Origin of the sequence: Streptomyces sp. NPDC006610 (assembly GCF_040611575.1) — a bacterium.
In the GTDB taxonomy this organism is placed as follows: Bacteria; Actinomycetota; Actinomycetes; order Streptomycetales; family Streptomycetaceae; genus Streptomyces.
In genome coordinates, this window is record NZ_JBEXOP010000005.1 from 155,043 (window position 1) to 179,431 (window position 24,389).

22 protein-coding genes are annotated in these 24,389 nt (G+C 72.7%); 10 read left to right on the forward strand and 12 right to left on the reverse strand.

What is annotated here, in order from left to right; translation table 11 throughout:
* Positions 1-225 precede the first annotated feature (225 nt).
* Genes ABZY13_RS06280 through ABZY13_RS06300 form a run of 5 tightly spaced genes read left to right on the forward strand, consistent with a single transcriptional unit; the run spans position 226 to position 6,793 of the window.
* Positions 226-1,839, forward strand: a complete 1,614-nt coding sequence (locus ABZY13_RS06280) for an ABC transporter substrate-binding protein (protein ID WP_356627698.1) — start codon at positions 226-228, stop codon at positions 1,837-1,839.
* A 19-nt stretch (positions 1,840-1,858) separates the two neighbouring features.
* The gene (locus tag ABZY13_RS06285) at positions 1,859-2,818 is read left to right on the forward strand and encodes an ABC transporter permease (RefSeq protein ID WP_356627699.1); all 960 of its coding nucleotides are present in this window, start codon (positions 1,859-1,861) and stop codon (positions 2,816-2,818) included.
* Positions 2,818-4,803, forward strand: coding sequence for a dipeptide/oligopeptide/nickel ABC transporter permease/ATP-binding protein (locus ABZY13_RS06290; RefSeq protein ID WP_356627700.1), 1,986 nt, complete (start codon positions 2,818-2,820; stop codon positions 4,801-4,803). Before ABZY13_RS06285 ends, ABZY13_RS06290 begins: the two co-directional genes overlap by 1 nt.
* Positions 4,800-5,870 (forward strand): ABC transporter ATP-binding protein, encoded by a 1,071-nt coding sequence (locus ABZY13_RS06295; protein WP_356627701.1) that lies wholly within the window; start codon positions 4,800-4,802, stop codon positions 5,868-5,870. The genes ABZY13_RS06290 and ABZY13_RS06295 overlap by 4 nt, the downstream gene beginning before the upstream one ends.
* Positions 5,867-6,793 carry a dihydrodipicolinate synthase family protein gene (locus ABZY13_RS06300; protein WP_356627702.1) on the forward strand — a complete coding sequence of 309 codons (927 nt, stop codon included), beginning with the start codon at positions 5,867-5,869 and terminating at the stop codon, positions 6,791-6,793. Before ABZY13_RS06295 ends, ABZY13_RS06300 begins: the two co-directional genes overlap by 4 nt.
* Positions 6,794-6,821: 28 nt before the next feature.
* Here ABZY13_RS06300 and ABZY13_RS06305 read toward each other — a convergent pair whose 3' ends face one another.
* The 4 genes from ABZY13_RS06305 to leuA all read right to left on the reverse strand — a co-directional run bounded on the left by ABZY13_RS06305 (position 6,822) and on the right by leuA (position 11,753).
* Complete coding sequence (locus ABZY13_RS06305) at positions 6,822-8,018, reverse strand: sialidase family protein (protein ID WP_356627703.1); 1,197 nt, start codon at positions 8,016-8,018, stop codon at positions 6,822-6,824.
* Positions 8,015-8,749 carry a response regulator transcription factor gene (locus ABZY13_RS06310; protein ID WP_356627704.1) on the reverse strand — a complete coding sequence of 245 codons (735 nt, stop codon included), beginning with the start codon at positions 8,747-8,749 and terminating at the stop codon, positions 8,015-8,017. Before ABZY13_RS06310 ends, ABZY13_RS06305 begins: the two co-directional genes overlap by 4 nt.
* A 390-nt stretch (positions 8,750-9,139) precedes the next feature.
* Positions 9,140-9,835, reverse strand: coding sequence for a TerB family tellurite resistance protein (locus ABZY13_RS06315; protein WP_356627705.1), 696 nt, complete (start codon positions 9,833-9,835; stop codon positions 9,140-9,142).
* Between the two features lie 196 nt (positions 9,836-10,031).
* Positions 10,032-11,753 carry a 2-isopropylmalate synthase gene (gene leuA / locus ABZY13_RS06320; RefSeq protein ID WP_356627706.1) on the reverse strand — a complete coding sequence of 574 codons (1,722 nt, stop codon included), beginning with the start codon at positions 11,751-11,753 and terminating at the stop codon, positions 10,032-10,034.
* Between the two features lie 344 nt (positions 11,754-12,097).
* On the opposite strand from leuA, the gene ABZY13_RS06325 reads away from it, so the two are divergent.
* The 3 genes from ABZY13_RS06325 to ABZY13_RS06335 are packed head-to-tail and all read left to right on the forward strand — an operon-like array spanning position 12,098 to position 14,851.
* Entirely contained in the window at positions 12,098-13,171 is a 1,074-nt protein-coding gene (locus ABZY13_RS06325; protein ID WP_356627707.1) for a M4 family metallopeptidase, read from the forward strand.
* 20 nt (positions 13,172-13,191) lie between these two features.
* The gene (locus tag ABZY13_RS06330; protein WP_356627708.1) at positions 13,192-13,458 is read left to right on the forward strand and encodes a protealysin inhibitor emfourin; all 267 of its coding nucleotides are present in this window, start codon (positions 13,192-13,194) and stop codon (positions 13,456-13,458) included.
* A gap of 58 nt (positions 13,459-13,516) precedes the next feature.
* A complete protein-coding gene (locus ABZY13_RS06335) occupies positions 13,517-14,851 on the forward strand; it encodes a GH1 family beta-glucosidase (protein ID WP_356627709.1) in 1,335 nt (444 codons plus the stop codon).
* Between the two features lie 98 nt (positions 14,852-14,949).
* Here the strand turns inward: ABZY13_RS06335 and era are convergent, their stop codons facing one another.
* Positions 14,950-15,903, reverse strand: a complete 954-nt coding sequence (gene era / locus ABZY13_RS06340) for a GTPase Era (protein ID WP_356627710.1) — start codon at positions 15,901-15,903, stop codon at positions 14,950-14,952.
* 177 nt (positions 15,904-16,080) lie between these two features.
* Here era and ABZY13_RS06345 point away from each other — a divergent pair, with 177 nt between their 5' ends.
* Positions 16,081-17,403: an ammonium transporter gene (locus ABZY13_RS06345; RefSeq protein ID WP_356627769.1), complete on the forward strand. Its 1,323-nt coding sequence runs from the start codon at positions 16,081-16,083 to the stop codon at positions 17,401-17,403.
* A complete protein-coding gene (locus ABZY13_RS06350; protein WP_356627711.1) occupies positions 17,400-17,738 on the forward strand; it encodes a P-II family nitrogen regulator in 339 nt (112 codons plus the stop codon). Before ABZY13_RS06345 ends, ABZY13_RS06350 begins: the two co-directional genes overlap by 4 nt.
* Positions 17,739-17,747: 9 nt before the next feature.
* On the opposite strand, the gene ABZY13_RS06355 is transcribed toward ABZY13_RS06350, so the two are convergent.
* The 7 genes from ABZY13_RS06355 to ABZY13_RS06385 all read right to left on the reverse strand — a co-directional run bounded on the left by ABZY13_RS06355 (position 17,748) and on the right by ABZY13_RS06385 (position 24,245).
* Positions 17,748-18,101, reverse strand: coding sequence for a cytidine deaminase (locus tag ABZY13_RS06355; RefSeq protein WP_356627712.1), 354 nt, complete (start codon positions 18,099-18,101; stop codon positions 17,748-17,750).
* A gap of 34 nt (positions 18,102-18,135) precedes the next feature.
* Complete coding sequence (locus tag ABZY13_RS06360) at positions 18,136-18,495, reverse strand: MmcQ/YjbR family DNA-binding protein (RefSeq protein WP_356627713.1); 360 nt, start codon at positions 18,493-18,495, stop codon at positions 18,136-18,138.
* On the reverse strand, positions 18,492-19,799 hold the full coding sequence (locus tag ABZY13_RS06365; RefSeq protein ID WP_356627714.1) for a hemolysin family protein: 1,308 nt from the start codon (positions 19,797-19,799) through the stop codon (positions 18,492-18,494). The genes ABZY13_RS06360 and ABZY13_RS06365 overlap by 4 nt, the downstream gene beginning before the upstream one ends.
* Complete coding sequence (ybeY, locus tag ABZY13_RS06370; protein ID WP_356627715.1) at positions 19,796-20,293, reverse strand: rRNA maturation RNase YbeY; 498 nt, start codon at positions 20,291-20,293, stop codon at positions 19,796-19,798. Before ybeY ends, ABZY13_RS06365 begins: the two co-directional genes overlap by 4 nt.
* A gap of 12 nt (positions 20,294-20,305) precedes the next feature.
* Positions 20,306-21,382, reverse strand: coding sequence for a PhoH family protein (locus tag ABZY13_RS06375; protein ID WP_356627716.1), 1,077 nt, complete (start codon positions 21,380-21,382; stop codon positions 20,306-20,308).
* Positions 21,383-21,559: 177 nt separating this feature from the next.
* On the reverse strand, positions 21,560-22,858 hold the full coding sequence (locus ABZY13_RS06380) for a PfkB family carbohydrate kinase (protein WP_356627717.1): 1,299 nt from the start codon (positions 22,856-22,858) through the stop codon (positions 21,560-21,562).
* Positions 22,859-22,949: 91 nt separating this feature from the next.
* The gene (locus tag ABZY13_RS06385; protein WP_356627718.1) at positions 22,950-24,245 is read right to left on the reverse strand and encodes a glucarate dehydratase family protein; all 1,296 of its coding nucleotides are present in this window, start codon (positions 24,243-24,245) and stop codon (positions 22,950-22,952) included.
* Positions 24,246-24,389: the final 144 nt, after the last annotated feature.

Genomic DNA, 24,389 nt, shown 5'->3' on the forward strand with positions numbered 1-24,389 from the left:
CCCGCACGCCGCCGGCCGGTCCCGACCCGGCCACCGCCCACGCCCCGGCCTGTCCGGATCCGCCCGCCCCGCCCCGCCCCGCCCCACGGCGTCCCTTGACCACCCGGACGGCCGCTCCTATGGTCACGCCGACCGACAGAAGATATAAGATCCACTTTACATACCATTTGCCCCTCCCGTCCGCCCCGTCAGTTCCTCCGCCCCCCACCCCCGCTGGAGGCCCCCGTGCGCGACACGCCGCCGACGGTGCCCCGCCGCTCGCTGCTGAAGTGCGCCGGGGCGCTCGGGCTCTCCCCGGCCGCCCTGACGGCGTGTTCGCTGGGGCCGGAATCCACCATCGACGTCGGCGGCGGCAGCGAGCGGGAGCGCACGCTGACCGCGGTCATCGGGTACGGCAACGACGGCAGCTGGGACCCGACGCAGACGGCGTCCGCGTTCTGCATGGCGGGCAACCACCACATCTACGAGGGGCTGCTCGACACCGACCCCATCTCCCGCGAGCCCTACCCCGCGCTGGCGACCGCCCTGCCCGAGGACCCGGACCGCAGCACGCTGTGGCGGTTCACGCTCCGCGAGGGGGCCACCTTCCACGACGGGAGGCCGGTCACCGCCGACGACGTGGTGTTCGTCTTCGACCGGCTCCTCGACCCGAAGGTGCCGACCCTCGGCAAGGGCTTCTTCGAGAGCTGGCTGGAGCGGGTCCGCCGGGTCGACCGGCGGACCGTCGAGCTGGCCCTGAAGTTCCCGTTCCCGGACGGGCTCGCCCGCCTCACCCTGGCGAAGGTGATGCCCAAACACGTCTTCTCCCGCCCCGGCGCCTGGGACGAGGCGATCAAAGGGCTGGCGGTCGGCTCGGGGCCGTACCGGCAGACCGCGCACCACCCGAAGTCCAACACCGTCTTCGAGGCACACGACGGCTACAACGGCCCCCGGCCACCCGCGTTCCGCCGGATGAACTGGCTGTCGATCGTGGACGCCTCCTCCCGCGTGGCCCGCGTCTCCGGGGCCCGCGCGGGGGCGCAGATCTCGGACAACATTCCGTACGCCAACATCGGCCACCTGCGCGAGGACGGAATGACGGTGGCCGGCGGGGCCGGGATGAACAACCTGTTCCTGCTGTTCAACACGGCGCACGAGCCCTTCGGCGACGTACGGGTCCGGCAGGCGCTGCACTACGCCATCGACCGCGAGCAGATCGTCGAGGTCGCCCTGAAGGGGCACGGCCGACCCGCGACGTCGTTCCTCGACGAGGGCAATCCGGCGTACCGGCGGGCGCGCACCGTCTACGGCTACGACCCCGACCGGGCCCGGCGGCTGCTGAAGGAGGCCGGGGTCCGCCGGCTCGAGGTCGACCTCCTCGCCGTCAACCTCAGCTGGATCGTGGACTGCCTGCCGACCGTGAAGGCCGGCTGGGACGCCGTCGGCGTGGAGACCTCGCTGACGCCGCAGGAGACCACGGCCGTCTTCACCAAGCTCGACCAGAAGCGGGACTTCCAGGTGGTGGCCGCCGCCTCCAACCCCAACCAGTTCGGCCTCGACGCCGATCTGATCCTGCGGTACAACTACGGACCCGCCAACCTCTGGATGGGCTACGCCCGCTGGGCCGGCGACCCGGTCGCGCGGCGGCTGTTCGCCGCGATGGACCGGGCGACGCGCGAGAGCGACCCGGACCGCAAGCGGGCGATGATCCAGGACTGCGTCGACGTCGTCGCCGAACAGGCCGTGCTCTACCCGGTCGTGCACAACGAGCTGATGACGGCCTGGGACCCCGGGCGGCTGGCCGGGATAAGGCCGCAGCCGTACCCCGGAATCAATCTGCTCCAGGCCAAGTGGGTCTGAAAACCCCCGGGAGTCGCCCGTGACCACCGTCGTCAGGATCCTGGCCCGCCGCATCCTCCTGCTCGTCCCGCTGATGCTCGGCATCGTGCTGTTCGTGTTCCTGGTGATGCGCTTCTCGGACGTCGACCCGGCGTCCGCGTTCTTCCAGGGCGCCAACCCCACCCCCGAGCAGCTCCACGACTTCCGCGAGGAGCACGGGCTGCTCGACCCGCTGCCGCTGCGCTATCTGCACTTCGTCGGCGACCTGCTCCACGGCGACCTCGGCACCAGCGCCCTCACCCGGGAGGCGGTGGTCGACCAGATCGCCACCGCGCTGCCGCTCACCCTCCAGCTCACCTTCCTGGGCCTGACCGTCGCCGTGGTGCTGGCGCTGCTCGGCGGGGTCACCGCGGCGATCTTCCGGGACCGGGCGGCGGACCAGTTCATCCGCGTCGTGTCGCTGGTCGGGGTGGCCGCGCCGGGCTTCTGGCTGGCGCTGCTGATGATCCAGTACCTGGCCGTGGACGCCGGACGGTTCCCGACCGGCGGTTACATCAACCCGCGCGACTCGGTCACCGGCTGGCTGTGGACGATGACCCTGCCGGCGCTGGCCCTCTCCCTGCCGGTGGCCGCGCAGCTGACCCGGATCGTGCGCACGGCAGTGGTCGAGGAGCTGGACAAGGACTACGTGCGCACCGCGATCGGCAGCGGACTGCCGCCGCACGTCGTCGTGGGCCGCAACGTGCTGCGCAACGCGCTGGTCAACCCGCTCACCGTGCTCGGCCTGCGCGTCGGCTATCTGCTCGGCGGCGCGGTCGTCATCGAGACGATCTTCTCGCTGCCCGGCATGGGCAAGCTGATGATCGACGCCGTGAAGAACGGCGACCCGGCCGTCGTGCAGGGCGTCGTCCTCACCACCGCGGCCGGATTCGTCGTGGTCAACCTCGTCATCGACGTCCTCTACCTCCTGGTCAACCCGCGACTGAGGGAAGCGGCCTGATGCTCTCGCGCACCCGCCTCACCGAGGCCCTGTCCCGCCCCGGCGTCCGGCTGCGCGGCCCGCGCCGGCTGCCGCCGCTGTCGAGGATCGCCCTCGGCTTCCTGGCGCTGGTGGTGCTGGCCGCCCTGTTCGCGCCGCTCCTCGCGCCCTACGACCCGCTGGAGCAGCTGCCGCCCGTCGACAGCACGGGCCGCCCCTCCGCCGAGCACTGGATGGGCCAGGACAGCCTCGGCCGGGACATCCTGAGCCGGTTGATGTACGGGGCGCGCTGGTCGCTGGCGATCGGGCTGGGGGCGACGGCGCTGGCGCTGATGGCCGGCGCGCTGATCGGGGCCGTTGCGGCGACCTCGCGACGGGCCGTGGACGAGACGCTGATGCGCTGCCTGGACGTGGTGATGGCGTTCCCGGGGATCGCGCTGGCGGCGGTGCTCGTCGCGGTGTTCGGCGGCGGGATCACCGTGCTGATCTGCGCCATCGCGTTCCTGTTCACGCCGCCCGTGGCCCGGGTCGTGCGCGCCAACGTGCTCGACCAGTACGGCGAGGACTACGTCACCGCCGAGCGGGTCATCGGCGCCCGCACCCCGCACATCGTGCTGCGCCACGTGGCCGTCAACTGCGCCGCGCCCGTGCTGGTGTTCTGCACGGTGCAGGTGGCCGAGGCGATCGTGTTCGAGGCGTCGCTGTCGTTCATCGGCGCGGGGGTCAGGCCGCCGGACCCGTCGTGGGGCAGCGTGATCGCGGACGGCAAGAACATGGTGCTCACCGGCGGCTGGTGGGCGACCGTGTTCCCGGGGCTGCTGATGCTGGTGACCGTGCTGTCGCTGAACATCCTGTCCGAGGGCGTCTCCGACGCGTGGGCGGCGCCGGCGGCGCGGGACGTGGAGGCGCGGGGCGGGAAGGGCGACCGGCTGGAGACGCCCGAGCCGGGCAGCGGGCGGGTCGTGCCGCTGCCGGGGCTGACCGAGGCCGCCGAACGGCTGCGGCGCCGGGCGCGTCCCCGGCCGGCCGGGCCGCCGGTGCTCGCGGTGGAGAACCTCGCCATCGGGTTCCCGGGCCGGCACGGGGGCGTGGACGTCGTGGACGGCATCGGCTTCGAGGTGCACCCGGGCGAGGTGCTGGGGCTGGTGGGCGAGTCGGGGTGCGGGAAGTCGCTGACCGCGCTCACCGTCATGGGGCTGCAGCCCAAGGGCGCCCGGGTGCGCGGCCAGGTCCGCTTCCGCGGGCGGGACCTGGCGGCCGAGCCGGCGCGGACGCGGCGCAGGCTGCTCGGCCACGAGATGGCGATGGTCTACCAGGACGCCCTGTCCTCCCTGAACCCGGCGATGACCATCCGCGCCCAGCTCAAGCAGGTCGTCCGGCGCGGCGGCCGGCGCAGCCCCGCCGAACTGCTCGCCCTGGTCGGCCTCGATCCCGGCCGCACGCTGCGCAGCTACCCGCACGAACTCTCCGGCGGCCAGCGCCAGCGCGTGCTCATCGCCATGGCCCTGTCCCGCGAGCCGGGCCTGATCGTCGCCGACGAGCCGACGACCGCCCTCGACGTGACCGTGCAGGCGCAGATCATGGAGCTGCTGCTGCGGCTGCGGGCCGAGCTGGGCTTCGCGCTGATCCTGGTCTCCCACGACCTCGCGCTCGTCGCGGACGTCACCGATCGGGTGGCGGTGATGTACGGCGGGCAGATCGTGGAGACGGGCGTGACCGCCGACCTGGTGGCGGCGCCGGCCCACCACTACACGCGCGGGCTGCTCGGCAGCGTCCTGTCGCTGGAGTCGGCGGCGGAGCGCATGACGCAGATCAAGGGCACGGTGCCGTCCCCGGCCGACTTCCCGGCGGGCTGCCGGTTCGCGGACCGCTGCCCGATGGCGAGCGCGGTGTGCCGTACGACCACCCCGATCCTGGCCGGCGCCCCCACCCACACGGCGGCCTGCCACCACCCGGCGATCGTGCTGGTGGGCGACGGCGACGCGGAGAGCGAGGTCCTGTCATGACCGCACCGTCACAGCCCGCCGAGACCCCGGTGCGCCCGCCCGGCGCGCTGATCGAGCTGCGGGACGCGCACGTCGTCCACAAGGCGCGCGGCGGCGGACTGTTCCACCGGGACAGGGTGTACGCGCTCACCGGCGCCGACCTCGCCGTCGCGCCCGGCGAGACGGTCGGCGTGGTGGGCGAGTCGGGGTGCGGCAAGTCGACGCTGGCCAAGGTGCTGGTCGGGGTGGAGCGGCCGACGTCCGGGACGGTGGCGTTCCGGGGCCGCGACGTGTGGACCATGACGCCCGCCGCCCGCCGCGCGGCGATCGGCGGCAGCACCGGCATGATCTTCCAGGACCCGTCCACCGCCCTGAACCGCCGGCTGACCGTCCGCCGCATCCTGCGCGATCCGCTCGACGTGCACGACCGGGGCACCCGCGCGCAACGGGAGGAACGGGTACGGGAGTTGATGGCGCTGGTCGGGCTGCCGGCGGCGCTCGCGGACGGGCTGCCGGGACAGCTGTCCGGCGGCCAGCGCCAGCGCGTGGCCATCGCCCGCGCCCTCGCCCTGGACCCCGAGCTGGTGGTGGCGGACGAGCCGACGAGCGCGCTGGACGTGTCGGTGCGCGCCCAGATCCTGAACCTGCTGCTCGACCTGAAGGAACGCCTCGGGCTGGCGCTGGTGTTCGTCTCGCACGACATCCAGACCGTGCGCCGCATGAGCGACCGGGTGATCACCATGTACCTCGGCCGGATCGTGGAGGAGTCCCCCGCCGGGCGGGTCACCGACCGCGCCCGGCACCCGTACACCCGCGCCCTGTTCTCGGCGACGCCGGGCCTGCTGCACCCCATCGAGCCGATCCCGCTGGCCGGTCCCGTCCCCTCGGCGACCCGCCCGCCGAGCGGGTGCCCGTTCCGGACGCGCTGCTGGAAGGCGGACGCCGTGTGCGCGCGGGAGATGCCGGACTTCGCACAGGCGTCGGCGCCGGGGCACCGGTTCCGCTGCCATCATCCGGTCGGGGAGGACGAGGCGACCGGCGACCTGGTCGGCCAGGCCCGGCCGCGCTCCGAGGAGCCGGGCGCATGACGCTCCCCGCCCCGCTGACCGGCGTCGTCCCGCCCCTGTGCACGCCCCTGACAGCGCAGGGCGAGGTGGACGTCGGCTCGCTGCTCCGGCTGGTCGATCACGTCACGTCCGCGGGGGTGGCCGGCGTGTTCGTGCTGGGCTCGACGTCGGAGGCGGCGTATCTGACGGACCGGCAGCGCGAGTCGGTCGTCCGGGCCGTCGCCGGTCACCTGGGCGGCCGGCTGCCGCTGCTGGCCGGCGCGATCGACATGACGACCCCGCGCGTCCTGGAGCACGTCCGGGCGGTGACCGCGGCCGGCGCGGACGCCGTCGTCGTCACCGCGCCCTTCTACACCCGCACCCACCCGGCCGAGATCGCCCGCCACTACCGCCTGGTCGCCGCCGCCTGTCCCGTCCCGGTTCTCGCCTACGACATCCCGGTCGCCGTCCGCACCAAGCTCCCCGCCGCCCTGGTGCTGGAGCTGGCCGCCGACGGGGTGCTGGCCGGGCTGAAGGACTCCAGCGGCGAGCTGGGCCCCTTCCGCGAGGTACTGGCCGGCGCCCGCGCGCTGCCCGGCTTCGCCGTCCTCACCGGCTCGGAGGTCCTCGTCGACGCGGCCCTCGCCCTCGGCGCCCACGGCTCGGTGCCGGGCCTCGCCAACGTCGACCCGCACGGCTACGTCCGCCTCGACCGCCTGTGCCGCGCCGGCGACTGGCAGCGGGCGCGCGCCGAACAGGAGCGGCTGTGCGCCCTGTTCGCCCTGACCGGCGTCGGCTCCCCCGCGCGGATGGGCGGCAGCTCGTCGGCGCTGGGCGCGTTCAAGGCGGCGCTGCGGCTGCGGGGGATCATCGACTGCCCGGCCACGGCGGAGCCCCAGGTGCCGCTGTCGGCGGACGAGGTGGCCGAGGTGGGCAAGCACCTGGCGGCGGCGGGGCTGCTGTAGGGGCGCCACGGCCGCTGTGGACCGGGCGTCAGATGAGGCTCGGGGAGAGCTGCTCGAGCGCCAGCCGCCGGTACTCGATCGTCTCGTAGGGGGAGTTCACGCCCGTCTCGTACAGGATGCCGACCGTGCTGCGCGTCACCTGCGCCAGGTCCGAGTAGGCGGCCCGCCGGTCCGACAGGGTCAGCGCCCTGGTGAAGGTCCGCCCGGCGTCGCTGCTGCGCCACACGGCCATGGACCGGCGCTCGGTGGGGACCGAGGGCGCGGAGAACAGCAGCGAGGCGACGAGGCCGGGCGGCTGCAGGACGCTCCCCTGGACGGCGGGGACGTCGTTGAGGGTGGGCTGCACGGCGTAGGGGCGGTCGAGGGTGGCGCCACCGTCGCCCGAGTGGCTGTCGAGGCGGTTGCCGGTGCTGGTGCCGTGCTGGTCGCGGGCGGAGAAGTACAGCCTGCCGTCGCCAAGTTGGGCGGCGGTGCTCTCGTTGGCGTTGTGGACGCCGTCGTAGGTGGCGTCGACGAAGCCGAGCCGCCAGGTCTGCCCGCCGTCGTCGCTGAGGATCGCGTGACCGCCGTAGTACTTGGGCTCCGCCCCGGTGTCGGAGGAGCCGGCCGGCGGGGCGGCGGAGTGGTTGGCGGGCACCACCAGGCGCCCGGCGTGCGGGCCGCGGGTGAGGGCGACGGCGTGGCCGGGGCCGGTGGCGTACCAGCGCCAGCCGGGGCGCTTCACCGACGCCGTGATCTCCCGCGGGGCGGTGAAGCGGACGCCGTCGTCCGTGCTGCGCTGCACGAACACCCGGCGCCCCTGCGCGGCCGTCACCTCGCCCCGCATGATCTGCGCCTCGCTCACCGCGCCGTCGTTGTACGAGGTCAGCAGCACGACCGCGCCGGTCTTCGGGTCCACGACGGGCGCCGGGTTGCCGCGCGTGTCGCCCTTCCCGGCGGCGACGACCGCGAGCGGGCCCCAGCTGCAGCCGCCGTCGGTGGAGCGGCGCAGCACCACGTCGATGTCCCCGCTGTCCCCGCTCCCGCCGCGCCGGCCCTCGGCGAAGGCCAGAACGGTCCCCCTGGCCGTGGTGACGACGGCGGGGATGCGGTAGGTGGCGTACCCGCCCTTGCCGGAGACGTACGGCACGGAGGTGCAGACGGCGGCCGATGCGGGAGTCGTGAGGGAGAGGGTGGAGGGGAGGGCCAGGGCGGCGATCAGGGCGGCGCGGACGAGAAGTCTCATCGGTGGGGGGTTTCCTGACTGGTCGTCGGACGGTGGGCGTCCCATGCTGCCCGATTCGTCCCGGCCGGACGCTCACCCGCCCCCGGCGTCACCAGCCCCGGCTCGTACGCGGCGATGACCAGGTGCGCCCGGTCCCGCGCGCCGAGCTTGCCCATGATGCGGCTGACGTGCGTCCTAGCGGTCAGCGGGCTCAGGCCGAGGGCCTCGGCGATCTCGGTGTCGTTCAGGCCCCGCGCCACCAGCGTCAGCACCTCGCGCTCGCGCTCCGACAGGCATTCGGGGCCGGCCGTCGGCGGCAGGGAGAGGCTGCGCAGCAGGCGGGCGATCAGCTGGGAGGCCGGGCCGGGCGACGGCAGGGCCTCGCCCGCGGCGACCGTGCGGATGGCGTCCAGCAGGTCGACGGGCCGGGTGTCCTTCACCAGGAAGCCGGAGGCCCCGGCGCGCAGCGCCTCCACGATGTGCTCGTCGGTGTCGTACGTGGTGAGCACCAGCACCTTCACGCCGGCCAGGTCCTCGTCGGCGGTGATCAGCCGGGTCGTCTCGATGCCGTCGAGGTCCGGCATGCGGATGTCCATCACCACCAGGTCGGCGCGTTCGGCACGGGCCAGCTCCACGGCCTGGCGGCCGGTGCCCGCCTGGCCGACGACCTCCATGTCCGGGGTGGACTCCACGAGCATCGCGAACGCCGCCCGCACCAGGGTCTGGTCGTCGGCGAGCAGGACCCGGATCACCGGCCCTCCTCCCGGTCGGTGGCCTGGGCCGGGAGCACGGCGTGCACCGCGAAGCCCCCTTCCGGGCGCGTGGCCGCCTCCGGGGAGCCGCCCACGCTGCGGGCCCGCTCCCGCATGCCGACGAGCCCGAAGCCGGCGTGGTCCCGGAGGGCGGTCCTGCGCCGTCGTCGGTGACCGACAGGTGCAGGGCGCCGGCCCGTTCGGTGACGTCTCCCTCCGGGACGGGTGTCTGGATGCGGTTCCAGACACCCGGCGCGGGGCGGGCGATTCGTCGGACGGGAGGGCGAGTTGGCGGCCACTGCCGGGGGAGGCACGCGGGCGGGACCACTCCCCGGGGAGTATCGGCGGCGGTTTCGCCGGGTCGGTCAGGACGGTGTCCGGGCCGGTCGGTCAGGACGGTGTCCGGGCCGCCGTCAGCAGCCGGTCGATCTCATCCGTCGTGATCGTCAGGGCTGCGCCGACCGTCGCCAGGACCTCCCGCTCGGCCTGGCTGTAGGGGCCGTCGGCCAGGGCGATGCGGGCGCCCTGGAGGAGGATCGACTCACGGCCGGCCGGGGCGAGGTGCGGGGCGAGGGGGTCGAGGGCCTCGTGCAGCTCTATGGCCAGGCTGGGGCCGCAGGGGCCGCCGAAGATGCGGCCGGTGTCGGCGGCGAGGGCCTCCACGAGGGCGTTCAGCTGGTCCTCGGTGCAGTCCGTGACGCCGGCCGCGCGGACCGTGCCGGCGGCGGCGGACAGGGACGTGCGGGTGCGGGTGCCGTCGGCGGCGAGGACCGCGAGGGCGACGGTGTGCACGGCGTCGCGGAGCATCGCGGAGAAGCGGGTGGTGGTGGGGTGGTCGAGGACGTCGGTCCCGAAGTGGCGCCCGCAGGCCGTGCACTCCACGACCGGGCCGGCGTCGCCGCGGGGCAGCACCGGAACGCCGAGCACGGTGAGGCGGCGGCGGCCGGTGAGCCGCTGGTAGTTGCGGTCGCCTCCGCAGCCGGGGCAGAAGAACTCGCCGTCGCCCACGGGCGTCCACGCGGTACGGGTGCCCAGGATGCGCGCACCCCCGGTGGCCCGGCCGTCTCGTCCCCGTCCTGGCAGCACGTCGCACCTCCCGTAGCCCCACGGCAACATCGCCGCGCTGGCGTGATGTTAGCCACATCCTGGAGGCGGAGTCAGTACCCTGTGGAGACCTTTCCGTGACCTCCACAGGGATTGGCCGGTATACGACGGGGCCCCGGCCGCCGAAGAGCACGGGACATCGGCGGACGGAGCCCCGCGAAACGGACGGAACCGCTGGTCAGCGGGCGGCGCGGTTGACAGCCGAGACGACCGCCTTCAGCGAGGCCCGCGTGGTGTTGGCGTCGATGCCGATGCCCCACAGGACCTTGTCGTCGATCGCGCATTCGATGTAGGAGGCGGCCTGCGCGGAGGCGCCCTCGCTCATCGTGTGCTCCTGGTAGTCCAGCAGCCGTACGTCGATGCCGACGGCCTGGAGGGCGTCGAAGAAGGCGGAGATCGGACCGTTGCCGGTGCCGGTCAGGACGGTGTCCACGCCGTCGACGGTGGCCTCGACGGTGAGCGTGTCCACCCCGTCCCGGTCGGTCGTCGACTGGCCGTTCTTGACCTGGATGCGGCCCCAGGGGTTCCCGGGGTTCGGCAGGTACTCGTCCTGGAAGACCGCCCAGATCTCCTTCGGCGTGATCTCGCCGCCCTCGGCGTCCGTCTTCGCCTGGATGATCCTCGAGAACTCGATCTGCATCCGGCGCGGCAGGTCCAGCTTGTGGTCGTTCTTCAGGACGTACGAGATGCCGCCCTTGCCGGACTGCGAGTTGACGCGAATGACGGCCTCGTAGGAGCGGCCGACGTCCTTCGGGTCGATCGGCAGGTACGGCACGGCCCACTCGATGTCGTCGACGGTGACGCCCTTGGCCTTCGCGTCGGCCTCCATCGCGTCGAAGCCCTTCTTGATGGCGTCCTGGTGGGAGCCGGAGAAGGACGTGTAGACCAGGTCGCCCACGTACGGGTGGCGCGGGTGGACCTCCATCTGGTTGCAGTACTCCCACGTGCGACGGATCTCGTCGATGTCGGAGAAGTCGATCTGCGGGTCGACGCCCTGGGAGAAGAGGTTCATGCCCAGGGTGACCAGGTCGACGTTGCCGGTGCGCTCGCCCTGGCCGAACAGGCAGCCCTCGACGCGGTCGGCGCCGGCCATCAGCGCCAGCTCGGCGGCGGCGACGGCGGTGCCGCGGTCGTTGTGCGGGTGCACGGACAGGCAGACGTATTCGCGGCGGGAGAGGTTGCGGTGCATCCATTCGAAGCGGTCCGCGTGCGTGGACGGCGTGGAGCGCTCGACGGTCGCCGGCAGGTTCAGGATGATCTCGCGGTCCGGGCCGGGCTGCCAGACGTCCATGACGCCCTCGCAGACCTCCAGCGCGAAGTCCAGCTCGGTGTCGGTGAAGATCTCCGGGCTGTACTGGTAGCCGAACGACGTCTCCGGGCCCAGCAGCTTGTCGGCGTACTCCATGACCAGGCGGGTGCCGTCGACGGCGATCTGCTTGATGTCGGCCCTGGAGCCGCGGAAGACGACCCGGCGGAAGACGGGGGCGGTGGCGTTGTACAGGTGCACGGTGGCGCGGTGGGCGCCCTTCAGGGACTCCACGGTCCGCTCGATCAGGTCCTCGCGGGCCTGGGTGAGGACGGAGATCGTCACGTCCTCGGGGATGGCGTCCCCGTCCTCGATGATCGAGCGCACGAAGTCGAAGTCGGTCTGCCCGGAGGCGGGGAAGCCGACCTCGATCTCCTTGTAGCCCATCTTGACCAGCAGGTCGAACATGGCCCGCTTGCGCGCCGGGGACATCGGGTCGATCAGGGCCTGGTTGCCGTCGCGCAGGTCGGTGGAGAGCCAGCGCGGGGCGACCGTGATCCGCCGGTCGGGCCAGGTGCGGTCGGGGATGTCGACCTGCTCGTAGCGGCCGTACTTGTGGATCGGCATGGAACTGGGCTGCTGGCGGTTGGCCATGATGCGTGGGCTCCTAGGGGATGTCCGGTGTCCGGAGAGGACGGGAGGACGGCCGACGACGCAACGCCAAGCTCCGCGGGGAGGGGGTCGGCCTCGACTACAGGCCCTCGCCGCGGCAGCTAAGAAGGAGCAGCCCGAAACGCATGATGCTCCGCAGCCTAGCCGAGCCGCGCCGGGTGCGCGGGCCTGTTCCAGTATGCGGGACCGGAGGGACGAAAGGGACGCCGCTCATGAAAAGTGCCGTATACCACTGACGGGCGGCCAACCGGAAGGACTCCGCGCGCAATTCGCCCATCATGATTGCGGCCAGTGACACACTCGTCACGGAGTGCGATCGTTGCAGTATGACGACGTCCCACGGGACCTTCGAGCCCGTCTTCTGCACGATCATCCCGCCCCACGTCCTCGACCACCTCGCGCAGGCCGGCGACCCCGTCCTCGCCGGCCCCGCCCGCCGCACCCTCCAGCGCGACGCCCTGGAGCGCACCCGCCGCCGGCTGACCACCGTCGTCGGCGCGGCCGCCGTCGCCACCCCGGCCGGGGCCGAGGCCGGCAAGCCCCACCGCACCGTCTACGACGCCGAGCACGGCACCGAGCTGCCCGGCCGCAAGGTCCGCGGCGAGGGCGACGAGCCCGGCCGGGACGCCACCGTCAACCGCGCCTACGCCGGACTCGGCGCCACCTTCGAGCTGTTCTGGCAGGCCTTCTCCCGCGACTCGATCGACGGCCACGGCCTCCCGCTGGACGCGACCGTGCACTACGACCGCGAGTACAACAACGCCTTCTGGAACGGCGAGCAGATGGTGTTCGGCGACGGTGACGGCGAGATCTTCCTCGACTTCACCATCCCGGTCGACGTCATCGGCCACGAACTCGCCCACGGCGTCACCCAGCACACCGCGAACCTCACCTACTTCGGCCAGTCCGGCGCCCTGAACGAGTCGGTGTCCGACGTCTTCGGCGCCCTCGTCAAGCAGTTCACGCTCGGCCAGACCGCCGACGAGGCCGACTGGCTGATCGGCGCCGGACTGCTCGCCCCGCGCGTCAGCGGCGTCGCGCTGCGCTCGATGAAGGCCCCCGGCACGGCCTACGACGACGACGTCCTCGGCAAGGACCCCCAGCCCGCGACGATGGACGACTACGTCCACACCGGCCGCGACAACGGCGGCGTCCACATCAACTCCGGCATCCCCAACCACGCCTTCTACCTCGCGGCGACCGAGCTGGGCGGCCGGGCCTGGGAGCGGGCCGGGCAGATCTGGTACGACGTCCTGACCGGCGGCAAGCTCAAGCAGAAGGCGACCTTCGCGGACTTCGCCAAGCTGACCGTGGCGGCGGCCGAGGAGCGCTTCGGAGCGGGGGACGAGTTCGACGCGGTCTCCAAGGCCTGGGAGCGGGTGGGGGTGCGCACGCAGTAGATCCGTACTAGACACATCCCATGCGGATCGAGGTACTGCGCACCGGAGGCTTCGCGGGCATCGAGCGGCGGGCGGAGGTGGACACCGCCGGGCGGCCCGACGCCGCGGAGTGGCACGCCCTGGCCGAGCGGGTGCTCGCCTCCGGCCGGGGCGCCGCCGTGACCGGAGTGCCCGACGGGTTCGGCTACGAGATCACCGTCGACGGCACGACGGTGCACGCCGCCGACCCCGGGCTGACGGAGGAACAGCGCCTGCTGATCTCGAAGGTGCTGAAGGAAGGCGCGTAAGTCGCCCCTCGGTCGGGGGCGTTGACGCGGTCCGGGCGCCGTGCGGATGATCCGGTCCATGACGGCCGACCCGATACCCCGGTTCCCGGACGGATTCCTGTGGGGCGCCTCGACGTCCGCCCACCAGATCGAGGGGGCGGCGGACCAGCGCGCTCCCTCGGTGTGGGACGCGTTCACGGCCGAGCCGGGGCGGGTGAAGGACGGCTCCACGGCGGCCGTCGCCTGCGACCACGTCCGCCGCTACCGCGAGGACGTGGCGCTGCTGGCGGACCTGGGCGTGGACGCGTACCGGTTCTCGGTCTCCTGGCCGCGGGTGAACACCCCGGGCGGGCTGGACTTCTACGACCGCCTGGTGGACGAGCTGTGCGCAGCCGGGGTGCGACCCGTGCCGACGCTCTTCCACTGGGACCTGCCGGCGGAGCTGGACTGGCTTCGGCGGGAGACGGCCGAGCGGTTCGCCCAGTACGCGGCGGTGGTCGCGGCGCGGCTCGGCGATCGCGTGACAAAGTGGATCACGCTCAACGAGCCCGCCGAGCACACCCTCCTGGGCCACGCCCTCGGCGTCCACGCCCCCGGCAAGCGACTGCTGTTCGACGCGCTGCCGGTGGCCCACCACCAGTTGCTGGCGCACGGCCTGGCCGTACGGGCGCTGCGCGCGGCCGGGGGGAGCGACATCGGCATCGCCAACTCCCACGGCCCGACATGGCCGGCGTCGCGGGAGAGCGCCGACCTGGAGGCGGCGGAGTTCTACGACGTCCTGCTCAACCGCCTCTTCGCCGACCCGCTGCTGCTCGGCCGCTACCCCGAGGGCATCGGCGAGCTGATGCCCGGGGACGTGGCGGCCGACCTGGAGGTCATCGCCGAGCCCCTGGACTGGTACGGCGTGAACTACTACGCGCCGACCCGGGTGGGCGCCCCGCAGGGCGCCGGCATCGACTTCGGCGGGGTGCGGATGCCGGCCGGACTCCCCTTCTCCGTACGGGAGATCGAGGGCGTCCCGGTGACCGGCTTCGGCTGGCCGGTGGTGCCGGAGGCGCTGACCGAGCTGCTCACCGCCTTCCGCGACCGCTACGGCGACCGCCTGCCGCCGGTGGTCATCACCGAGAACGGCTGCGCCTACGACGGCGTCGACGACACCGATCGCATCGCCTACCTGGACGCCCACATCCGCGCCCTGCACGACGCGCTGCGAGCCGGGGTGGACGTGCGCGGCTACTTCGTCTGGTCGCTGCTGGACAACTTCGAGTGGGCCGAGGGCTACGCCCGCCGCTTCGGCCTGGTCCACGTCGACTTCACCACGCAACGCCGCACTCCGAAGGCGTCGTTCGGGTGGCTGCGGGAGGTGCTGGCGGCGCAGCAGGGGGGCGTCTCCTTTGGTTCGCGGGCGCGTTGATCGACGCGGGAAAGGGGAGGGCGCCAAGCTCTGCGGCCGCCGCGTGAAGCTCCTCCCGCTCTGAGCCGCAGGGCCCGTAACGCTCTGGGACGCGGCGCTCAGAAGCCCAGCTTGCGCAGCTGCTTCGGGTCCCGCTGCCAGTCCTTGGCGACCTTGACGTGCAGGTCCAGGAAGACGGGCGTGCCGAGCAGGGCCTCGATCTGCTGCCGGGACTTGATCCCGACCTCCTTCAGCCGCTTGCCCTTGGGGCCGATGATGATGCCCTTCTGACTGGGGCGCTCGATGTAGACGTTGGCGTGGATGTCGAGCAGCGGCCGGTCCGCCGGGCGGTCCTCGCGCGGGAGCATCTCCTCCACGACCACCGCGATGGAGTGCGGCAGCTCGTCGCGCACGCCCTCCAGGGCGGCCTCGCGGATCAGCTCGGCCACCATCACCTGCTCCGGCTCGTCGGTCAGGTCGCCCTCCGGGTAGAGGGCGGGACCCTCCGGGAGCAGCGGGATGAGCAGATCGGCGAGCAGGTCGACCTGCTGGTCCCCGACGGCCGACACCGGCACGATCTCCGCCCACTCCATGCCCAGCTCCCTGCCGAGCTGGTCGATGGCGATGAGCTGCTCGGCCAGGGTCTTGGAGTCGACCAGGTCGGTCTTGGTGACGATGGCGACCTTGGGGCTCTTCTTGATCGCGGCGAGTTCCTTGGCGATGAAGCGGTCGCCGGGGCCCAGCTTCTCGTTCGCCGGCAGGCAGAAGCCGATGACGTCGACCTCGGCCCACGTCGTGCGCACGACGTCGTTCAGCCGCTCGCCGAGCAGCGTGCGCGGCTTGTGCAGCCCCGGCGTGTCCACCAGGATCAGCTGCGCGTCGGGGCGGTGCACGATGCCGCGCACGGTGTGCCGCGTGGTCTGGGGCCGGTTCGAGGTGATCGCCACCTTCTGCCCGACCAGAGCGTTCGTGAGGGTGGACTTGCCCGCGTTGGGGCGGCCCACGAAGCAGGCGAAGCCGGCCCGGTGGACAGTGTCGGCAGGCTGCTCGGATGACTCGGTACGCACGCTCATGGCGCCATTGTCCCTGATCCCCGACGCCCTGCCGTACCGTCGCGCACACTCCCTCCGTTCGGTGAGCTTCCGGTAACCCCGACGCAACGAAACGTCACGGAAACACGGCCGTACGCGACCGGAAACGCACAGCGGTGACCCTCTGACCCACCCGCACCCGTTGGAGACACCGTGACCGTGACGTCGGCCGCCGAAGCGGCCCCCGCACTCGACAGCGGCGACACCGCCTGGCTGCTCGCCGCCACCGCCCTGGTCCTGCTGATGACGCCGGGCCTCGCCCTCTTCTACGGCGGCATGGTCCGCACGAAGAGCGTCCTCAACATGCTGATGATGAGCTTCGTGTCGATCGCGTTGGTCACCGTGGTGTGGCTGGCCGCCGGATACTCGCTGGCCTTCGGCGAGGACTCCTTCGCCGGGCTGATCGGCGGCCTGGAGCACGCCGGGATGGCCGGCCTCGGCCCGGACAGCGTCCAGGGCACCGTCCCGACGCTGCTGTTCGCCACCTTCCAGCTCACCTTCGCGATCATCACCGCCGCGCTGATCAGCGGCGCGATCGCGGACCGGGCGAAGTTCGGGGCCTGGCTGGTGTTCGTGCCGGTGTGGGCGCTGCTGGTATACGTCCCGGTCGCGCACTGGACGTGGGGACCCGGCGGCTGGATCCTCGAGAGGCTCGGCGCGCTCGACTTCGCGGGCGGACTGCCCGTCGAGATCACCTCCGGCGCCTCCGGACTCGCCCTGTGCCTGGTGCTCGGGCCGCGGCTGGGCTTCAAGAAGGACGCGATGCGCCCGCACAACCTGCCCCTGGTCATGCTCGGCGCGGGCCTGCTGTGGTTCGGCTGGTTCGGCTTCAACGCGGGCTCGGCGCTCGGCGCCAACGGGCTGGCCGCCGCCGCCTTCCTCAACACCCTCGCCGCCGGCTGCACCGGCCTGCTCGGCTGGCTGTTCGTGGAGCAGAGGCGCGACGGCCACGCGACCACGCTGGGCGCGGCGTCCGGCGCGGTGGCCGGCCTGGTCGCGATCACCCCGTCCTGCGGCTCGGTGTCGCTGCTCGGCGCGCTGGTCGTGGGCCTCACGGCGGGCGTCGTCTGCTCGTACGCGGTGAGCTGGAAGTTCCGGCTGAACTACGACGACTCGCTCGACGTCGTCGGCGTCCACCTGGTGGGCGGCGTGATCGGCACGCTGCTGATCGGCGTCTTCGCCGTGTCGGAGATGACCGGCGGCACGGAGGGGCTGCTGTACGGGGGCGGGCTCGGGCAGCTCGGCCGGCAGCTGGTGGCCGTGGCCGCGGTCGGGGCGTACGCCTTCTGCGTCACCTACGGCATCGCCCGGCTGATCGACCGGGTGATGGGCTTCCGGGCGAGCGAGGAGCAGGAGCACACCGGCCTGGACCTTACGGTGCACGCCGAGACGGCCTACGATCACGGGGTCCCGGGCGGTCACGGCGTCCCGGTCACCTCGTCCCCCCTCGTCTCTCCCGCCAAGAAGGTCGACCAGGCATGAAGCTCATCACCGCGATCGTCAAGCCGTACCGGCTCGACGAGGTCAAGAACGCGCTCCAGGAGATCGGCATCCACGGCCTCACCGTGAGCGAGGCCAGCGGTTACGGCCGGCAGCGCGGCCACACCGAGGTCTACCGGGGCGCCGAGTACCAGATCGACCTGGTGCCCAAGGTCCGCGTCGAGGTCGTGGTCGAGGACGCGGACGCGGACACCGTGATCGACACGATCGTGAAGGCCGCGCAGACCGGCAAGATCGGCGACGGCAAGGTGTGGGCGCTGCCGGTGGACACGGTGGTCCGCGTCCGCACCGGCGAACGCGGTCCCGACGCCCTGTGAGGCAGCGGCTCAGCCCGCGGTGACGGTGGTCCGGACGGTTCCGTCCGGACCGGCCACCAGCACCGGGGTCTGCGGGCCGCCCAGGTCGCGCACGGCGGCCCGGTCCTCGTCGGAGGCGGTCTCCGCCCCGGTGACGACCGCCGCCGCCTCCAGCGACTTCGCCCCGGACGCCACCGCCATCGCCACGGCCGTCCGGAGCGCGCTGAGCTTCAGCGACGGAAGGTCCACGCTGCCCGCGACATACGTCCGCCCGGTCTCGTCCCGTACGGCGGCCCCCTCCGGCACGCCGTTGCGGGCCCGCGCGGAACGGGCCAGGGTGACGATCTTTCGGTCCTCGGGGTCAAGCACGCTGCTGTCGGTCATGGCCAGAGCATACGAACAACCGGCCGGTGACCGCTCAGGGGCGGTCCAGACGGAGCCGCTCGGCGCGCGGCAGACCGGCCACCACCAGGTCGTAGGAGTCCTCGACCAGCTCCCGCACCAGACGGTCGGAGAGGTCGCCGTCGGCCGTGACGGTGTTCCAGTGCCGCTTGTTCATGTGCCAGCCGGGGACGATGAGACCCGGATGCCCGGCGCGCAGCCGGACGGCGTCCTCGGGGTCGCACTTCAGGTTGACCTTCAGGGGCCGCGCGTCGAGCTCGCTCAGCGCGAAGAGCTTGCCGCCCACCTTGAAGACGGAGATCTCCGGGCGGAACGGGAAGTCCTCGACGGCGGCGTTGAAGGACAGGCACAGGGCGCGCAACTCCTGGGGCGTCATGCCGGGTGCGGCTCCTCCTGGTGCGGGACCTCGGACAGGACGGGCTCGGACAGCACGGTGACGATCTTGTTGCGCCGCCCGGCCGCCGCCTCCGCGGTCAGCCGCAGCTCACGGCCGTCGGGCAGTTCCACCACCGACGACGCCCCGGCGATGGGCACCCGGCCGAGCGCCTTGGCCAGCAGTCCGCCGACGGTCTCGACGTCCTCGTCGTCGAACTCCTCCAGCCCGTACAGCTCGCCCAGGTCGCCGATGTCGAGGCGGGCGGTGACGCGGTAGCGGTCCTCGCCCAGATCCTCCACGGGCGGCAGCTCCCGGTCGTACTCGTCGGTGATCTCCCCGACGATCTCCTCCAGGATGTCCTCGATGGTGACGATCCCGGCCGTGCCGCCGTACTCGTCGATCACGACGGCGACGTGGGTGCGCTGCTTCTGCATCTCGCGCAGCAGGTCGCCGGCGTTCTTGGTGTCCGGGACGAAGTGCGCGGGCCGCATCGCCGTGGACACCAGCTCGCTCTCCGCCTCGCGGCTGATGTGCGTCTTGCGGGCCAGGTCCTTCAGGTACACGATCCCGACGATGTCGTCCTCGCTCTCGCCCGTGACCGGGATGCGCGAGAAGCCGGAGCGCAGCGCGAGGGTGAGGGCCTGCCGGATGGTCTTGTACCGCTCGATGACGACCAGGTCGGTGCGCGGCACCATCACCTCCCGCACGAGCGTGTCGCCCAGTTCGAACACGGAGTGCACCATGCGGCGCTCGTCGTCCTCGATCAGCGACTCCTTCTCGGCGAGGTCGACCAGCGCGCGCAGCTCCGCCTCGGAGGCGAAGGGGCCGCGGCGGAATCCCTTGCCGGGGGTGAGGGCGTTGCCGATGAGGATCAGCAGCGACGGCAGCGGTCCCATGATCCTGGCCAGCGGCAGCAGCACGTACGCCGCGACCGTGGCCGTGTTCAGCGGATGCTGGCGCCCGATGGTGCGCGGGGAGACCCCGACGGCGACGTACGACACCAGCACCATGACGCCGATGGCGATCAGCAGCGCCTCGACGGTGCTCGGGAACTCCTTCAGGCAGGCGTAGGTGACCAGCGCGGCGGCGGCCATCTCGCACGCCACCCGCACCAGCAGCGCCATGTTCAGGTAGCGCGTCGGGTCGGCGGCGACCTGCGCCAGCTTGGCGCTGCCGCGCCGGCCCGAGCGCACCGCCTCCTCGGCGCGGAAGCTGGACACGCGCGCGAGGCCCGCCTCCGCGCAGGCGGCGAGCCACGCCACGACGACCAGGGCGACCGCGCCCGAGAGCAGGGCGAGGCTCATGACACGGTCGGGGCCGGGGACGGGCCGGTCAGGCCCCTCTCCGCACGCCAGCCGTCCACGATGGCCGCCTGGAGACCGAACATCTCGGCCTTCTCGTCGGGCTCCTCGTGGTCGTAGCCGAGCAGGTGCAGCACTCCGTGGACGGTGAGCAGTTGGAGCTCCTCGTCCATGGAGTGCTGCGTCCGAGCCTCGGCGCCCTGCTTGGCGGCCACCTCGGGACACAGCACGATGTCGCCGAGCAGGCCCTGCGGGGGCTCGTCGTCGTCCTTCGACGGCGGACGCAGCTCGTCCATCGGGAAGGACATGACGTCCGTCGGCCCCGGCAGGTCCATCCACTGGATGTGCAGCTGCTCCATGGCGTCGGCGTCCACGACGATCACCGAGAGCTCGGAGAGCGGGTGGATGCGCATCCGCGCGAGCGCGTAGCGGGCGATGTCGAGGATCGCCTGCTCGTCGACCTCGGTTCCGGACTCGTTGTTGACGTCGATCGACATGGTCGTGCTGGTCTACTTCCCCTTGGAGCCCCTGGCGCCCGAGGCGCCCCGGCCCTTGTCCGCGCCGTTCTCGGTGCCGTGCTTGCTGTCGAACTTCTCGTACGCGTCGACGATACGGCCCACCAGCTTGTGCCGGACGACGTCGTGGGACGACAGCCGGGAGAAGTGCACGTCCTCGACGCCCTCCAGGATGTCCTGCACCTGCCGCAGACCGGACTTGGTCCCGCCGGGCAGGTCCACCTGCGTCACGTCACCCGTGATCACGATCTTCGAGTCGAAGCCGAGGCGGGTGAGGAACATCTTCATCTGCTCGGGGCTCGTGTTCTGGGCCTCGTCCAGGATGATGAAGGCGTCGTTGAGCGTGCGGCCACGCATGTACGCCAGCGGCGCGACCTCGATCGTGCCCGCGGCCATCAGCCTCGGGATGGAGTCGGGGTCGATCATGTCGTGCAGCGCGTCGTACAGCGGGCGCAGGTAGGGGTCGATCTTCTCGTAGAGGGTGCCGGGCAGGAAGCCGAGGCGCTCGCCGGCCTCCACCGCGGGGCGGGTCAGGATGATGCGGTTGACCTGCTTGGACTGGAGGGCCTGCACGGCCTTCGCCATCGCCAGGTACGTCTTGCCGGTACCGGCGGGGCCGATGCCGAAGACGATGGTGTGCTGGTCGATGGCGTCGACGTAGCGCTTCTGGTTGAGGGTCTTGGGTCGGATGGTGCGGCCGCGCGAGGACAGGATGTTCTGCGTCAGGACCTCGGCCGGGGTCTCCCGGCCGTCGCTCTCCCCGTTCTCGCTCGCCCTCAGCATGGCGATCGAGCGTTCCACTGCGTCCTCCGTCATCGGCTGTCCGGTGCGGAGCACCAGCATCATCTCGTCGAACACGCGCTGGACGAGGGCCACTTCCGCCGTCGGCCCGACCGCGCTGATCTCGTTGCCCCGGACGTGGATGTCGGCCGCCGGGAAGGCCTTCTCGATCACGCGCAGGAGGGAGTCGCCAGATCCCAGCACGGTGACCATCGGATGCTGGGCGGGGACCGTGATCTGTGCTCTCGCCTGTCCCTGCGCGGAGGTGTGAGCTGTGGGTGTCTCAGTCATGGGCCGGCGCTTAAGGCCTGCGGTTCCTCCTCGTCACGGCCGCGTAGCTGAGGGCGGCCTCGCGCTGTCCAGGGTACGACGGTGTGCCGACAATGCCGTAGGCCTTTTCGCCTGGGGTTCGCGGCGGGGGGCCGGGCGGGTGGTCCGGGTGGTGTCCGGGCCGTGGTCGGACGGTGGTCAGGCCGAGCGGCCGAAGCCGATGGTGGGGACCGCGCGGCGCAGCGGCCAGGGGCGGGTGGTGGCGGGGATGAGGTCCTTCAGGAAGGCGTAGCGGCGCAGCGCGGCCGGTTCCTGGTCGTCGTGCGCCTGGACCTCGCGCCACCAGGCGGCGATCTCGGACCACCCGGGCGCGGACAGCGAGCCGCCGAACTCCTGCACCGACAGGGCCGCGGTGAGGCCCGCGAAGGCGAGGCGGTCGGCGAGCGGCCAGCCGGCCAGGGAGCCGGTCACGAAGCCGGCCACGAACACGTCCCCGGCGCCGGTCGGGTCGAGGGCCTCGACGGCGATCGCGGGCACCTCGGCGCTCTCGCCGGTGCGCCGGTCGACGGCGTAGGCGCCCTCCGCGCCGAGGGTGACGACGGCGACGGGCACGTGCGCGGTGAGGGCGTGGGCGGCGGCGCGGGGGGTGGCGGCGCGGGTGTAGCGCATCGCCTCCTCGGCGTTGGGCAGGAACGCCTCGCAGTGGGCGAGGTCGGTCAGTCCGGCGAGGTCCCAGGCGCCGGAGTCGTCCCAGCCGACGTCGGCGAAGACGCGGGTGCCCCTGCTCGCGGCCTGGGCGATCCAGGGGGCGGGGGCGCCGGGGGTGAGGGAGGCGACGGCGGCCCGGGCGGGCGGGGGGCAGGCGGGGGCGGGTTCCTCGGGGGGCGGTTCGTGGCCGTGGGAGACCATGGTGCGCTCGCCCTCGTAGGCCATGGAGACGGTGACCGGGGAGTGCCAGCCGGGGACGGTGCGGGAGGGGGTGAGGTCGATGCCCTCGCCCCGTTCCAGGGCGTCCCAGCAGTAGTCGCCGTAGTGGTCGTCGCCGAAGGCCGCGGCGAGGCAGGTGCGCAGGCCGAGCCGGGCGAGGGCGGTGGCCATGTTGGCGACGCCGCCGGGGCTGGAGCCCATGCCGCGGGCCCAGGACTCGGTGCCGCGGACGGGGGCGGAGTCGAGGCCGGTGAAGATGATGTCGAGGAAGACGGTGCCGGTGAGGTAGACGTCCCAGGGCGGGTCGCCGGGGGCGCGGCGGCCGGCGAGCGGGTCGACCTGGGCGTGGCAGTAGGGCCCTTCGCCGAGCCGGGCCTCGCCGGTGGCCCGTCCTGCGGCGAGGCCCGGTCCGCTGCCTGTGGCGCCGGCCGGCCGCGTGCCGGTGGCCGGTTTCCTGCCGGTCGCGGGTCCTCGGCCCTTCGCAGGCCCTCCGCCCGTCGCCGGTTCTCCGGCGCTCGCCGGTCCTGTGCCGTTGCCGTATGACGGCGTCTCCGGGGTGGACGCGATCACGGTGTGCTCCCTGACGTGGTGCTGGTCCGGCCAGTGTGCACCACGTCACGCTTCTCGCGTCCCGGTACCGAAGTGGCGGGCGGGGCGCGGATCACCAGCGGGGCACGGAGGGGGCGACCCAGTCCGGGTCCGCGATCCGCATCGCCGCCGCGTCGTCCCGGTCGCGCAGCGAGCCGTCGTCGTCCAGCCAGCGCCGGTGCAGGAAGGCCAGGCGGTCGCGGTCCAGCTCGACGCCGAGGCCGGGGGCGTCGGAGACGGCGACCCTGCCGTCCCGGAAGGCGAGGCGTTCGGTGAGGACGTCCTCCGACTGCCAGGGGTAGTGGGAGTCGCAGGCGTGGTGGAGGTCGGGCACGGTCGACGCGACGTGGGTCATGGCGGCGAGGGAGATGCCGAGGTGGGTGTTGGAGTGCATGGACACCCCGACGCCGAAGGTGCGGCAGACGGCGGCGAGGGCCTGTGTGTTGCGCAGTCCGCCCCAGTAGTGGTGGTCGGAGAGCACCACCTGCACGGCCCCGCGCCGGAACGCCTCCTCGATCTCGGCGAACGTCGTCACGCACATGTTGGTGGCCAGCGGCACGTCCGTTGCCGCGGCGACCTCGGCCATCGCGTCGGTGCCCAGCGCCGGGTCCTCCAGGTACTCCAGGACGTCGCCCAGCTCGGCGGCGACCTTCAGCGAGGTCGGCACGGACCAGGCGCCGTTGGGGTCGAGCCGCAGCGGACGCCCGGGGAACGCGGCGGCGAGGGCGCGCACGGCGGCGATCTCCTGGTCGGGCGGGTGGACGCCGCCCTTGAGCTTGAACGAGGTGAAGCCGTACCGCTCCGTGAACCTCCTGGCCTGCGCGACGATCCCCGCCGGGTCGACGGCCGCGCCCCAGTCGTCCGCCTCACAGGCCACGCCCTCGGGGTGCTCGGCCCACTTGTAGAACAGGTAGGCGCTGTACTCGACGGCGTCGCGCACCTTTCCGCCGAGCAGGGCGTGCACGGGCAGCCCGAGGGTCTTGCCGAGCGCGTCCAGGCAGGCGACCTCGAAGCCGGAGACGACGGACAGGCGCAGCTTGTCGGCGGTCTGGACGCCGCGCAGCCCGCCGACGTCGACGGCGCCGGAGACCCTGGCCTCGTCCACGGCGACCCGGTCGGCGACGGCGAACAGTCCGTTGAGGTCGGTCAGCTGCCGCCCCTTCAGCTTCTCGGCGAAGGGACGGGCCGGCTCCAGGTACTTGGTGTCGCCGTAGGTCTCGCCGACGCCGGTGACGCCGTCCGCGGTGACCACCTCGACGATCAGCCGGGGCGTGTACGGCTGGTGCACGCCCTGGGTGTTCAGCAGCGGCGGGTCGGCGACCAGGATCGGGGTCAGCCGGACGTCGGCGATGGCGAGGTCGCGGTTCACGGGGCGGCTCCTGCGGGGTCGGGGGCGGGGTGGGCCGGCGGCGAGGGGCGACGAGCGGGGCGACCGCGGAGCCATCTCCACATGTAGATGACATCCACGTATGCAGACGAGGCTAGGCAGCGCCGCCTCGGGGCGTCAATGGGC